The following is a 12,640-nucleotide window of genomic DNA, read 5'->3' as shown; positions in this document are numbered from 1 at the left end:
CCGGTGCGCCTGGCGTGCTCAGGCGCGCTCGATGCCGGCGGCGCGCAGGTGCAGCACGCGGTCGGCACGCGCCGCGGCGGCTTCGGAGTGCGTCACCAGCACCAGGGCGGCGCCATGCGCGCGCGTCTGGCCGGCCAGCAGTTCCATCACCCGCGCGGCGGTGGCGGGGTCGAGGTTGCCGGTCGGCTCGTCGGCCAGCAGCAGCGCCGGGCGGTGCACCAGCGCCCGCGCGATGGCCACGCGCTGGAGTTGCCCGCCGCTCAGCTGCTGCGGCAGCCGCGCGCCGGTGCCGTCGAGACCCACGGCCTCGAGCATCGCGGCCACGCGCGCCGGGTCCGGCCGGCCCAGGAGCAGCAGCGGCAGCGCCACGTTCTGCGCCACGTCCAGGTGCGGCAGGACATGGAAGGCCTGGAACACGAAGCCCACCGTCTGCCGGCGCCACAGCGCACGCTGGCGCGCGTCGAGCGTGCCCAGGTCGGTGCCGTCGTGCGTGATGCGCCCGGCGTCCCAGTGGTCCAGGCCCGCCATGCAGTTGAGCAGGGTGGACTTGCCCACGCCGGATTCGCCGACGATGGCGACGAACTCGCCCGGCGCCACGTCGAGCGACACGTTCTGGAACACCGCGGCATCGCCGTAGCGCTTGGCGAGGTCGCGCACCGCGAGGCCGCGCGCATTCGTCGCCGCCGCGGCCGGGCCGGCCGCGGCGCCCGGGTCGTGATCGCGCATCGGGTCGGCCTTCATGGCGACTGCAACCTTCCTTGGCGCAGCCAGGCGAGTGCTTGCGCAAGCACCTGGTCCTGTGCATCCGGCGCGCTGGCCTCGACGACATGTCGCTGCGCCATCGAGCGCAGCCACGTGATCTGCCGCTTGGCCAGCTGGCGCGTGGCGGCAATGCCGCGTTCGCGCAGCTCCTGCGCCGGCCAGTCGCCTTCCAGCGCCTCCCATGCCTGCCGGTAGCCGACGCAGCGCATCGAGGGCAGGCCGGCATGCAGGTCGCCGCGCGCACGCAGGCGGCGCACCTCGTCCATCAGTCCGGCCGCGAGCATGGCGTCGAAGCGCATTGCGATCCGTTCGTGAAGCCACGACCGCTCGGCCGCTTCCAGCGAGATCAGCGCAATCGGCGCGGCCTGCGCGGCGTCCGGCGCCTTCGTGGAATGAAAGCTCGACAACGGCCGCCCGCTGGCATGCCATACCTCCAGCGCGCGCTGGATGCGCTGGCTGTCGTTGGGCGAAAGTCGGGCGGCGGTGGCGGCGTCGACGTCGGCAAGGCGCCGGTGCAGCGCCGGCCAGCCGAGTTCGGCCGCATCGCGCTCGATGCGCTTGCGCAGCTCGGGGGTGGCCTGCGGCATCTCGTCGATGCCGTGGACCAGCGCATTGAAGTAGAGCATGGTCCCGCCCACCAGCAGCGGCAGGCGGCCGCGGTCGCGGATCTCGCCCATCAGGCGCGTGGCGTCGCGCACGAAGGCGCCGGCGTTGTAGGCCTCGGTCGGCTCGCGGATGTCGATCAGGTGGTGCGGCACCTGCGCCAATTCGGCGGCGCTCGGCTTGGCCGTGCCGATGTCCATTCCGCGGTAGACCAGCGCCGAGTCGACACTGACGATCTCCACCGGCAACACCCTTGCCAGGGCCAGCGCCGCTGCCGTCTTGCCGCTGGCAGTGGGGCCGGCGATGCCGAGCCAGGATGCGGCGGGAACAGGGCGGGAAGACATCCGCCCGAGATTAACAAAGCGGGCAAGAGCCTCCTGCTCAGCCGGGCAAGCGGGCCGGCGCCCGCGCCTGGACCGGGGCGGGAACGGCCTGGCCGGGGTTCGGGCTGAGCTGGAACAACTGGGCGAGGGCGTCGCGGTATTGCTCGTGACCGACCGAGTTGGTCGTGAAGTGCGAGCCGCCTTGCACCAGCACGAACAACTTGGGCGCGGCGGCGGCCTCGTAGAGCTTGCGGCCGAGCTCGGGGCGAATCAGGCTGTCGAGCGACCCGTGCACCACGAGCAGCGGCGAGCCGATCTGCTTGACCCGCGCCACCGAGTCGAACGGCTGGGTGATGAGCGGGCGGAACGGCAGCCAGCCCCACTTGAACGTGCTGACGACATCGGCGATGGAACTGAACGTGCCTTCAACGATGGTGCCGCTTTCGTCGTTCACCCGCGAGGCCAGCTCGATGCCGATGGCGCCGCCCAGCGAATGGCCGAAGATGTAGCGCTGCTGGTTGGGGTGGTGCGTCGCCAGCCAGCGCCAGGCGGCCAGCGCGTCCTCGGCCGCGGAGGCTTCCGAGGGAAGTTCGTTGGTACTCTTGCCGAAGCCCCGGTAGTCCACCGCCAGCACCGCGAAGCCCAGCTCATGCATGCGCTGCATGCGCGGCGCCGAGCCGGCCACGTTGTAGCGCGCGCCATGCAGGTACAGCAGCACCGGCGTGGCGGGCGACTGCGGTGCCTTGCCGCCGAGCCACAACCCATGCAGCCTGACGGATGCGCCGCCACGCTGCGGCGTGTAGTCGATCCAGACCTCGTCCATGTCCGAGGCCAGGTCGGCAGAATTGCCCCAGCTGCGGTCGCTCGGCTGAAAGATCCACTCGCGCTGGTGCGAATCCAGCGACGAGCAGCCGCCCGCCAGCGCGGCGGACAGCAGGACGGACAGTGCGACAAGGGACCAGCGTTTCATGCGAGGGAGGATGGCGCGGACAGAGCTTACGTGTAGGACGAAAGTCCGACACCGCGCGAGGAATTTACACGCAATGCGTGTGCCAGCGCGACGCGCCTCGCCATGAAACCGAGCACTACGCCCGGATCAGCGCCCGCGCATGAACAGCGCGTCCAGTTCGCGCACCGACAACTGCCGCCAGGTGGGCCGCCCGTGGTTGCATTGGTCGGAGCGCTCGGTCGCCTCCATCTGCCGCAGCAGGGCGTTCATCTCGTCGATCGTGAGCCGGCGGTTCGCGCGCACGGCGCCATGGCAGGCCATGGTGCCGAGCAACTCGTTCTGCGCGCGCTGGACCACGGTGGTGGCGTCATGCTGGGCCAGTTCGGCCAGCACGCCGCGCGCCAGTTCGACTGCATCACCGTCGGCCAGGGCGGCCGGCACGGCCCGCACCGCCAGGGTGCGCGGCGAGAAGGGGGTGATCTCCAGTCCCAGTGTGGGCAGCACCGCGGCGCAGGCCTCGACCGTGGCCACTTCCTGCGGCGTCGCCGCGAAGGTGGCCGGGATCAGCAGCGGCTGGCTGGCGATGGCCGCACCGTCCAGCTGAGTCTTGAGCCGCTCGTACACGATGCGCTCGTGCGCTGCGTGCATGTCGACGATGACGAGGCCCTGCGTGTTTTCCGCCAGGATGTAGATGCCCTGCAGTTGCGCCAGGGCGCGGCCGAGCGGCCATGCGCCGGTGTCGACGGGGGGCGGGGCGGCGCCGGGGTCGGTAGCCGCGGCTGGCCGATTTCCGGTTGCGTCGATCGAGGAGGGTGCCAAGCCGGCGCCTGCCGGAAGCGGCACCACTGCGGCCGGCGCCGACGTCCGGACCGGCCAGAGCGCGTCGCCGTCGCCCCAGCCCTGCCGCTCGGCGGCGAAATGCAGGGCCGACTGCGGCCAGGCGCGCGGCTGTTGCACTGGCGCAGGTGTGGCCACCGGAGCCGGCGTGCCCACGGCTGGCGGTGCCTGCCCCGGCACCGGGTCAACCGGTTGCTGCCCGGCGCGCGGCGCGGCGAGTGCGTCCTCGATGGCATGGCGCACCGCCTGGTGGACTTCGCGGCTGTCGCGAAAGCGCACTTCGATCTTGGTCGGATGCACGTTGACGTCGACCCGTGCCGGATCGATCTCCAGGTACAGCGCATAGACCGGCTGGCGCTGGCCGTGCAGCACGTCCTCGTAGGCGCTGCGAGCGGCATGCATGAGCACCTTGTCACGCACGAAACGCCCGTTGACGTAACAGAACTGCTGGTCGCCCCGGGCGCGCGCGGCGTCCGGGATCCCGGCGCGGCCGCGCATCCGCAACTCGCTGCCGTTGGCCGCGCGCATCACGTGGTCGACCGCGACGCTGCGCAGGGCGAAATCCTCGCCAAGCACGTCGGCCAGGCGCGCATCGAGCGAGGACGCCGGGCGCCATTGCTCGACCAGCTTGCCTTCGTGCCACACCGCAAAGCCGACCTCGGGCCGCGCCAGGGCGTGGCGCCGCACGGCTTCGACGCAATGGGCCAGCTCGGTGGCGTCGGTCTTGAGGAACTTGCGTCGCGCGGGAGTGGCGAAGAAGAGTTCGCGAACTTCGACCGTCGTGCCGGCCGCGCGGGCGATCGGACGCAGCTCTCCGGAGCGGCCGTCGAGCGACCAGCCACCGCCGTCGACGGCGTGCACGCTGCGCGAATGAAGGCTCAAGTCGGCAATGGAATGGATGGCCGCCAGCGCTTCGCCGCGAAAACCCATGGTGCCCACCGTCTCGAGATCGTTCAGGCTGGCGATCTTGCTGGTGGCGTGCCGGCGCAGCGCCAGCACGAGTTCTTCTGCGGGGATGCCGTGGCCGTCGTCCTCCACCGAGATCAGGCGCACGCCGCCGGCCAGCAGGCGCACCACAATCTGCCGCGCGCCAGCGTCGAGCGCGTTGTCGACCAATTCGCGCACCACGGAGGCAGGGCGCTCGACCACCTCGCCGGCCGCGATCTGGCTGACCAGTTCGTCGGGCAGTTCGAGAATCGGCCGACGCGTGGCCGCAGCGGGGGAGGAAGCGGGTGAAGAGGAAAGGGCGCTCACTGCGGCATTCTAGGAGCGAGGGCGCCCCCGCCGCGCGCATCCGGATAATGGCCGTCCATGGAAATCATCGCCTTTCTCGTCGACTTCATCCTGCACGTCGACAAGCACCTGGAAGCCTTCGTCGTCAACTACGGTGCGTGGGTCTATGCGCTGCTGTTCCTGATCGTCTTCGTCGAGACCGGCGTTGTCGTCATGCCGTTCCTGCCGGGCGACTCTCTGCTGTTCATCGTCGGCGCTCTGGCCGGGGCGGGGCTGCTGAACTTGCCGCTCGCTTGCGCGGTGCTGCTGGCGGCCGCGATTCTGGGGGATCAGTGCAACTACAGCATCGGCCGCTACTTCGGGCCGAAGGTATTCCAGTGGGAACAGTCGCGCTTTTTCAACCGGCGCGCATTCGACCAGGCCCATGCGTTCTACGAACGCTACGGCGGCATCACCATTGTGCTGGCGCGCTTCATGCCGTTCATCCGCACGTTCGCGCCTTTCGTGGCCGGCGTGGCGCAGATGAGCCGGGCCAAATTCAGTGCCTACAACGTCGGTGGCGCGATTCTGTGGGTGATGGGCATTGCCACCGCGGGCTATTTCTTCGGCAACCTGCCGTTCGTGCGGCAGCACCTCGAGAAGTTCATCTGGGCGCTGATCATCGTGCCGGGCCTGATTGCCATCTATGGCGCATGGCGTGGGTCGCGAGCCAACCGGGGCGCGACGGCCGTCGGCCCGTCGGCACCCGAAGCCTGAGCGGCTGCGATCAAGCAGCCGCTGCGCTACAGCGTCAGTAGCTCGGCCCGTACGGCGCGCCCGGACGCTCGTAGTAGCCGCGTTGGTAGCCAGGCGCGTACCCCGGTTGGGTCTGGTAGTAGCCGCCGCGGTTGTAGTCGTTGCGACGGCCGATCTCGTTGCCAATCAATGCGCCGGCCGCTGCACCGCCAACGGTCCCGATGGCGTTGCCGCCGCTGACCGCGTTGCCGACAGCGCCGCCGACCACGGCGCCGCCCACGGTGCCGATCTGTTGGCCGCTCGGGCCTGTGGCACAGCCGCCCAGGGCCAGGGCAGCTGCGGCAGCGGTAGAGGCGATCAAGAGTCGTGCATTCATGATGGAATCTCGTTGCTGGGATGGCTTCCATCTTGGGCGCCGGGGCTGGCCGACGCTGTAGGAGCGTGACGGCGCGTCCTGTGCGCCGTAGCGGGACAGCCGGCGTGGGAGCGGTGCCGCTGCAGCGGTCCGCTCGACGCCGTCAGCCCTTCAGCGGCCCTGGAATCGGGGAGTGCGCTTCTCGGCCCAGGCGGCCTGGCCTTCCCGCAGATCCTCCGAACCCATGACGCGCGCAATATCGGCGCGCAGCGCCTGGGGATCGAGTTCGCCGCGCGCGATGGCGTTGAGATGGCGCTTCATCCCTTCGAGCGCGAGCGGTGCCATGCCGGACAAGGTGGCACACAAGCGATTCGCCTCGTCGTCGAGTGCCTCCGGCGTCACCAGGTGGGTGAGGAATCCGATGGCCTTCATCTCGTCGCCGTCGATGCGCTCGGCCGTCAGGAACAGGCGCTTGGCCGCATTGAGCCCGAGCCGGCTGACGTAGCGCTCGAGCCCGCCGCGATAGAAGTGCAGGCCCAGCCGCGCGGCCGGCATGAACATGTCGATGCCATGTGCGCCGAGCCTGAAGTCGCAGGCCAGCGCGAGATCGGTGGCGCCGCCATAGACGCCGCCCTGCATCACCGCAACGGTGACCGGTCGCGCATGCTCGAGCGCATTGACCGTTCCTTCGAAATCGACCGGACGCTCGCCGCCGATCTGCCCGATGTCGTAGCCGCTGCAGAAGTACTTGCCGCCGGCGCGCAGTTCGAGCACCTGTACTTCGGCAATGGCATCCACGCTCCGGATGTGGGCGGCCAGAACGGCCAGGTCTTCCGGGCTCAGCCGGTTGGCCTGCGCCGGCCGGCGCAGCGTGATGGTGGCGACGCGCCCTTGCACCGCCAGTTCGGGAACCCCCGCGTCATTCATCGTCATTGCCCCTTGAACACGGGTGTGCGCTTTTCCATGAAGGCGCGCCGCCCCTCGCGGTAGTCTTCGCTGTCGAAGCATTGTTCGACCAGGCGCGCGATCGCGTGGGTATCCGGCGCAGGAGCGCCATTCTCGAACAGCCGCAGCGCGGCCTTGGCCGCGCGCACCGTCAACGGTGCATTGCCGGCGACGCTGCGAGCGTAGTCGTGTACGGCCGGTTCGAGTTGCGGCGGCGGCAGCACGCGGTTGACCAGGCCGACCCGCAGCGCCTCGTGCGCGTCCAGCAGGCGGGCGCTGAACAGCATGTCCTTGGCCACCGACGGGCCGACCAGCCTGGCCAGCGTGGCCAGGCCTTCGTAGTCGTAGCCCAGGCCGAGCCGCGCCGCGGGAATGCCCAGCCGCGAGGTCTCCGAAGCGAGGCGCAGATCGGCGGTGAGCGCCAGCGCAAGTCCGCCGCCGACGCAGTAGCCGTCGATCATGGCGATCAGCGGCTTGTCGAGCCGGGCCAGCGCCTGGTAGCCCTGCGCGGCGATCAGGCCGTACTGCGCCTTCTGCTCGGCATTGGCGCGCTGCGTCTCGAACTCTGAAATGTCGGCGCCGGAGGCGAATGCCTTTCCGCCCGCGCCGTGCATCACCACCACCCGCACGCCAGCGTCCTGCGCGAAGGCGTGGGCCGCCTGCGCGATGGCCTGCCACATGTCCAGCGACAGCGCATTGCGCCGCTGTGGATGGTTGAAAGTCAGCCAGCCGATACCGTCTTCGATGGCGGCCAGCACGCGGCCGGTGCCCAGGGGCAGGTTCTGGCGGGTCGTCGCAGGGTTCATCCCACCGCTCCCTGGGCGCGCAGGTGTGCCACGTCGTCGGGGCCGTAGCCGAGTTCGGCCAGAACCTCGTCGGTCTGTTCGCCCGGGTCCGGCGCCGCATGGTGGAACGCCGCCGGATGCGGAAAGGCCGAGAGATTGATGGGCGAGCGGATCAGGTTCACCTCGCCCAGCACGGGGTGGTGCGCGGGCCGTGTCATGCGCAGATGTCGCACCTGCGGATCCTCGAAGGCCTGGCCGATGTCGTAGACCGGGCCGCAGGGGACGCCGGCCGGATTGAGGCGCGCTTCCAGCTCGCGTGCGGTGTGCCGGCGCGTGAGTGCGTTGATCCGGGCGTCCAGCGCGCGCCGGTTCGTCATGCGCAACTCGGCGGTGCAATAGTCCGGGTCGTCCAGCAGCTGGCGCCCGTCCAACTCGGTACACAGTGCACTCCACATCTTCTCGGTGCTGGCGCAGATGTTGACCTGGCCGTCGCTGGCGTCGTAGGTGCCCATCGGGACCTGGGTCGGATGGGCATTGCCCTCCTGGCCGGCGACCTGGCCGGACACTGTGTAGCGTGCGCCCTGGAAGTCCAGCTTGTTGAGCATGCCCTCGATCAGCGAGGTGTGCACCCACTGGCCTTCGCCGGTGCGCTCGCGGTGCAGCAGGGCCAGCAGGATGCCCTGGCCCAGGAACATGCCTGCGGTGGTGTCGGAGATGGCGATTCCGGTGCGCACCGGCCCGCGCCCGGGTTCGCCCGTGACCGAACTCAGGCCGCTCATACCCTGCACGATCTGGTCGACGCCGGGCCGGTCGCAATAGGGCCCGTCCTGGCCGAAGCCCGAGATGCTCGCCAGGATGATGCGCGGGTTGATCGCCTTCAACTGGTCGTAGTCCAGCCCGAGACGCTTCTTGACGACGGCGCGGAAGTTCTCGACCACCACGTCGCTGCGCTCGATCAGGCGGCGCAGCACCTCGCTGCCCTCAGCGCGCTTGATGTCCAGGCACAGGCTGCGCTTGTTGCGATGCAGGTTCTGCTCGTCGGAGCCGCGGCGTCGCCCGGTGACCGAACTGCGCAGCGGCGCCGGCGCGTCGATGCGCGTGACGTCGGCGCCCCAGTCGGACAGCAGCCGCACCGCCGCCGGCCCGGCGCGCGCGATCGTGAGGTCCAGCACGCGGTAGCCGGACAGCGGTAGGGTCGTGTTTGCCATTGGCAGCTCTCGGATGTGGTTCGTGCGTTCGCTCATGACGATGGCGCGGCGGCCTTCAGCTCACCAACGCCACCCCCCGCGGATCGATTGACAGAAGGGATTCGTGGCCGACTTCGAGCACATGCGACGGCGGCGCATGCACGCGCAGCGGCTCGCCGCCACCGGCCGGCCGGACGACGTAATCCCAGTACTCGCCGAGGTAGGTGCGCGAGACCACCGACACGGGCCCCATCGGCAGCATGTCGGCCGGCGGCTGGCCGAGGCTGAGGGACTGCGGCCGGATCGACACGCGCCGGTCTCCGCCGTCGCTCGCCGCCGCCATGTCCAGCGGAATGCCGGTGCCGAAGCCGTTGAGCACCACGCAACCGTCGCCCAGCGCGCCTTCGAGCAGGTTGGTCTGCCCGATGAAGCTGGCGACGAACCGCGTGCGCGGCCGGTTGTAGAGGTTCCAGGGCGTGTCGATCTGCTCGAGCCGCCCCAGGTTGAGCACCGCGATGCGGTCCGAGATGGTCATCGCCTCGGCCTGGTCGTGGGTGACGTACACGGTGGTGAAGCGGAACTCGTCGTGCAGCCGGCGGATCTCGCCGGCCATCTCCTCGCGCAGGTTGGCGTCGAGGTTGGACAGCGGCTCGTCGAGCAGCAGCACCTCGGGCCTTACCGCCATCGCGCGCGCCAGCGCCACGCGCTGCTGCTGTCCGCCGGAGAGTTCGGCCGGGTAGCGCTGCGCGAGCGGCCCGAGCTTGACGATGTCGAGCATCTCGTCGACGCGGCGGCGCATCTCGCGCGGCTCGACGCGGCGCACCTTCAGGCCGAAGGCGACGTTCTCGGCCACGGTCATGTTCGGCCAGATGGCGTAGCTCTGGAAGATCATCGACATGCCGCGCTGCTCGGGCGGCACCGTGCGGCCGGCCCGCGAGACTTCGCGCTCCTCGACCATGATGGTGCCGTCGCTCAGGTCGACAAAGCCGGCGATCATGCGCAAGGTCGTGGTCTTGCCGCAGCCCGAAGGGCCCAGCAGCGTCACCAGTTCGCCCTGCTGCAACTGGATGCTCAGGTCGTCCACCGCCGCCACCGGGCCATAGCGCTTGGATACGTTCTTGAGTTCGAGCTTGATCATCTGGGTTTGTCTTTCCTAGCCGCGGCGCAGCATGAAGTCGCGTCCGGCGATGCGCATGCCGACGGCGACCACGACGGTCACGATGGCCACCAGCACCACGCCCATCGCCGCCAGCGCCTCGTAGTTGCCTTGTTCGCTCAGGTCCAGCGTCAGCACGGACACCACGCGCGAGGCCGGGCCGGTGAGGAACACCGCGGTCGACAGTTCCTTGGTGCAGATGACGAACACCAGGATGAACACGCCGGCCAGCGTCTTGCGCAGCAGCGGCATGACGACCTGGCGCATCACCGTGATGCGGTTGCCGCCCAGGATGCGCACCGCCTCTTCCAGCTCGGGGTTGAGCGAGCGCACGGCGGCGCCGCAGGCCGTCACCGCGATCGGCAGGAAGCGGGTGACGAAAGCTACCACCACCAGCGCTCCGGTGCCGTACAGCGAGAACGGCGGGCCGGCGTACGCTGCGTACAGGCCGATGGCGATGATCAGGCCCGGCACGGCGACAGGCGCCAGCGCAAGGAATTGCACCAGCGCAGGGGCGGGCGTGATGCGGCGCTGCGTGGCATAGGCCACGCAGATGCCCATTGCCACGCAGACCAATGCGGCCGAGGCTGAGTACGCGACGGTGTTGAACAGTGCCGAGCGCACCGTGAGCTGCTCGAAGAAGATGGCATGGAAGTTCGACAGCGTCAGGTTGCCGGCCGCCAGGCCCCGGCCCCATGCCTTGGACAGCGAGGCCAGGACGAGGATGGCCATCGGCACCACGACGCTGAGCGCGCAGATGAGGGTCGAGTAGCCCAGCAGCAGCCATTTCCAGGCCCCGGCATCGAACGGCCGGCGCTCCCCGCCCTTGCCGGACACCGATACGTAGCCCTTGCGCGACAGCAGCGCACGCTGCAGGTAGAGCATCACCACCGTGAGCACGAGGATCGGCATCGAGAACGCGGCGGCCTGCTCGATGCGCAGGGGGTACTGAAAGAACGAGACGATCTGCGTGGTCGCCAGGTTGATGCCCGCCGGGATCGCGATCAGCGCCGGCGTGCCGTACAGCGCGATGGTCTCCAGGAAGATCAGGATGCCGGCGCCGACGATGGACGGCAGCGCCAGCGGCAGCGTCACCCGTGCCAGGGTGTTGAATCGACCCGACCCGTGAATGGCCGCGGCGTCCTCGAGCTCGGTCGAGATCAGGTCCAGCGCCGACTTGGTGAACACGTACACCAGCGGATAGGTGTAGAGCGCGATGACGAACGCCAGGCCCCAGAAGCTGAATACGTTGAACGGCCCCTCGGTACTGCCGAAGACGGCCATCCACAGCCGGTTGATCCAGCCGGCATTGGGCCCGGCCAGCAGGATCCAGGCGATCGCGCCCAGGAAGTTCGGCATGACGAACGAGGCCAGCGCCGCCATATGCGTGAAGCCGCGCCCGGGCATGTTGGTGCGCGAGACGGCCAGCGCCAGCGGCACGCCCAGGGCCAGCGATATGGCCGTCACCGCCGCGCCGAGGTAGAGCGAGTTCAGCAGCGCCTGCAGGTGGCGTGCGCGCCCGAGGGCGCGGACGTAGCTGTCCAGCGACAGGCTTCCGTCGGCGCTGTGCAGGCTGTCCCACAGGAGCCGCAGGATCGGGTTGGCGACCAGGAAGATCAGCAGCAGCACCAGCGATCCGAACAGCCAGACCGACAGGTCCGGCCTGCGCGAGAGGTGCCGGACGTGCGGCGCGGCCGGGGCCAGGGCGGCTTCAGACACCGAAGGCGTCCTTCCACAGCTCGACCACCTCCGGCAGGTCGTCGCGCATCTGTCTTGGCGTCGGCGCGAGTTGGTTCTTCAGTTCGCCCAGGGCCGGCAGGCCGCCCGGCGGCTTCAACCCGGTGCGAAGCGGAATGCCGAATTCGGCGCGGCCGAGCTCGACCACGTCGTCGCTGCCGATCAGCCACTCCATGAACAGCCGTGCAGCGTTCGGATGCCGGCTGTCGGCCATGATCGCCGAGGGCGATGCCACCAGCACCGGGCCTTCCCTGGGTACCGCCCAGCCGATCGGGTTGCCCTTGGCGCCCACGCGCGCGGCCAGCGTGATCGGACCGGCGGACACCGAGCGCTCGCCCGACGTGACCGTGGTCACCGTGTCGATGGTGGAGCGGCCGACCTGCGGCTTGTTGGCCGCCAGCTTCTTGAACCAGCCCTCGCCGTAGAGCTTGCGCATCTCGATGGCCCACGCGCCTGCGGCGCCGCTGAAGCCGGGATGGGCGACCGACGCCAGGCCCTGCCACTTCGGGTCGAGCAGGTCGTTCCAACTCGTCGGCGCCTGGCCGCCCGGCACCTTCTGCGTGTTGTAGACCAGCCCCATCATGAAGGCGCTGGTGGCGTGGTAGTAGCCGTCGGCATCCATCTCGCGCAATTGCCGGTCGATCAGCGCGGTGGACGGCGGCGTGTACTTCAGCAGCAGCTTGCGCGCCTTGAGGTCCAGGTAATGGGCGAGGTCGGTGGAGGTGAACACGTCGCACGCCGGCGTGCCGGCCTTGAGGTCCTGGTTGAGGCGCTGGAATGCCACCTGCGCCGTCGTGCGCACCACGTTCACCTTGATGCCCGGATAGCGTGCAGTGAAGGTGCGGCCCATGGTTTCGGCGAGCTCCGACGGGTAGGGCACGGAATACCAGGTCAGTTCGCCTTCCTTCCTGGCCGCCTCGTAGACCGCCGACATGTCGGGGGCGGCGGTCACCGCAAAAGCGCGCATGGACGGGGCGGCAAGACCGGCGGCGGCGAGCATGCCGAATTGCCTTCTTCTCAGCTGCATGAGTGT

General features: G+C 69.6%; 12 protein-coding genes. 1 reads left to right on the top strand and 11 read right to left on the bottom strand.

The features are described 5' to 3' along the window. Positions 1 to 18: 18 nt before the first annotated feature. From VES41_RS11120 to mutL, 4 genes are all read right to left on the bottom strand, one after another. Positions 19 to 726 (bottom strand): ABC transporter ATP-binding protein, encoded by a 708-nt coding sequence (locus VES41_RS11120; RefSeq protein WP_414719109.1) that lies wholly within the window; start codon positions 724 to 726, stop codon positions 19 to 21. Between the two features lie 11 nt (positions 727 to 737). Next, positions 738 to 1,709, bottom strand: a complete 972-nt coding sequence (gene miaA / locus VES41_RS11115) for a tRNA (adenosine(37)-N6)-dimethylallyltransferase MiaA (protein ID WP_324816589.1) — start codon at positions 1,707 to 1,709, stop codon at positions 738 to 740. A gap of 37 nt (positions 1,710 to 1,746) precedes the next feature. Continuing rightward, entirely contained in the window at positions 1,747 to 2,658 is a 912-nt protein-coding gene (locus tag VES41_RS11110) for an alpha/beta hydrolase (protein ID WP_324816587.1), read from the bottom strand. Between the two features lie 126 nt (positions 2,659 to 2,784). Continuing rightward, on the bottom strand, positions 2,785 to 4,728 hold the full coding sequence (mutL, locus tag VES41_RS11105; RefSeq protein WP_324816585.1) for a DNA mismatch repair endonuclease MutL: 1,944 nt from the start codon (positions 4,726 to 4,728) through the stop codon (positions 2,785 to 2,787). A gap of 57 nt (positions 4,729 to 4,785) precedes the next feature. Between mutL and VES41_RS11100 the strand changes: the two genes are divergently transcribed. Next, on the top strand, positions 4,786 to 5,463 hold the full coding sequence (locus tag VES41_RS11100; protein ID WP_324816584.1) for a DedA family protein: 678 nt from the start codon (positions 4,786 to 4,788) through the stop codon (positions 5,461 to 5,463). Positions 5,464 to 5,497: 34 nt separating this feature from the next. On the opposite strand, the gene VES41_RS11095 is transcribed toward VES41_RS11100, so the two are convergent. The 7 genes from VES41_RS11095 to VES41_RS11065 all read right to left on the bottom strand — a co-directional run bounded on the left by VES41_RS11095 (position 5,498) and on the right by VES41_RS11065 (position 12,634). Further along, on the bottom strand, positions 5,498 to 5,818 hold the full coding sequence (locus tag VES41_RS11095) for a glycine zipper 2TM domain-containing protein (RefSeq protein WP_324816583.1): 321 nt from the start codon (positions 5,816 to 5,818) through the stop codon (positions 5,498 to 5,500). A gap of 150 nt (positions 5,819 to 5,968) precedes the next feature. Continuing rightward, positions 5,969 to 6,724 carry an enoyl-CoA hydratase/isomerase family protein gene (locus VES41_RS11090; RefSeq protein WP_324816582.1) on the bottom strand — a complete coding sequence of 252 codons (756 nt, stop codon included), beginning with the start codon at positions 6,722 to 6,724 and terminating at the stop codon, positions 5,969 to 5,971. Between the two features lie 2 nt (positions 6,725 to 6,726). Further along, a complete protein-coding gene (locus VES41_RS11085; protein WP_324816581.1) occupies positions 6,727 to 7,548 on the bottom strand; it encodes an enoyl-CoA hydratase in 822 nt (273 codons plus the stop codon). Beyond that, positions 7,545 to 8,741 carry a CaiB/BaiF CoA transferase family protein gene (locus VES41_RS11080; protein WP_414719108.1) on the bottom strand — a complete coding sequence of 399 codons (1,197 nt, stop codon included), beginning with the start codon at positions 8,739 to 8,741 and terminating at the stop codon, positions 7,545 to 7,547. Before VES41_RS11080 ends, VES41_RS11085 begins: the two co-directional genes overlap by 4 nt. A gap of 49 nt (positions 8,742 to 8,790) precedes the next feature. After that, entirely contained in the window at positions 8,791 to 9,852 is a 1,062-nt protein-coding gene (locus tag VES41_RS11075) for an ABC transporter ATP-binding protein (protein WP_324816578.1), read from the bottom strand. Between the two features lie 15 nt (positions 9,853 to 9,867). After that, positions 9,868 to 11,589 (bottom strand): iron ABC transporter permease, encoded by a 1,722-nt coding sequence (locus VES41_RS11070; RefSeq protein ID WP_324816576.1) that lies wholly within the window; start codon positions 11,587 to 11,589, stop codon positions 9,868 to 9,870. After that, positions 11,582 to 12,634 carry an ABC transporter substrate-binding protein gene (locus tag VES41_RS11065; protein ID WP_324816575.1) on the bottom strand — a complete coding sequence of 351 codons (1,053 nt, stop codon included), beginning with the start codon at positions 12,632 to 12,634 and terminating at the stop codon, positions 11,582 to 11,584. Before VES41_RS11065 ends, VES41_RS11070 begins: the two co-directional genes overlap by 8 nt. Positions 12,635 to 12,640: the final 6 nt, after the last annotated feature.

Origin of the sequence: Variovorax sp. (assembly GCF_035634955.1) — a bacterium.
Lineage (GTDB): Bacteria > Pseudomonadota > Gammaproteobacteria > Burkholderiales > Burkholderiaceae_C > Variovorax.
This window is presented reverse-complemented; position numbering and strand designations above follow the sequence as displayed.

Coding starts and splice junctions, on each gene's coding strand:
- VES41_RS11120 (WP_414719109.1), bottom strand. CDS start 726: ATGCGCGATCACGACCCGGGCGCCGCGGCCGGCCCGGCCGCGGCGGCG.
- miaA (WP_324816589.1), bottom strand. CDS start 1,709: ATGTCTTCCCGCCCTGTTCCCGCCGCATCCTGGCTCGGCATCGCCGGC.
- VES41_RS11110 (WP_324816587.1), bottom strand. CDS start 2,658: ATGAAACGCTGGTCCCTTGTCGCACTGTCCGTCCTGCTGTCCGCCGCG.
- VES41_RS11100 (WP_324816584.1), top strand. CDS start 4,786: ATGGAAATCATCGCCTTTCTCGTCGACTTCATCCTGCACGTCGACAAG.
- VES41_RS11095 (WP_324816583.1), bottom strand. CDS start 5,818: ATGAATGCACGACTCTTGATCGCCTCTACCGCTGCCGCAGCTGCCCTG.
- VES41_RS11090 (WP_324816582.1), bottom strand. CDS start 6,724: ATGAATGACGCGGGGGTTCCCGAACTGGCGGTGCAAGGGCGCGTCGCC.
- VES41_RS11085 (WP_324816581.1), bottom strand. CDS start 7,548: ATGAACCCTGCGACGACCCGCCAGAACCTGCCCCTGGGCACCGGCCGC.
- VES41_RS11075 (WP_324816578.1), bottom strand. CDS start 9,852: ATGATCAAGCTCGAACTCAAGAACGTATCCAAGCGCTATGGCCCGGTG.
- VES41_RS11065 (WP_324816575.1), bottom strand. CDS start 12,634: ATGCAGCTGAGAAGAAGGCAATTCGGCATGCTCGCCGCCGCCGGTCTT.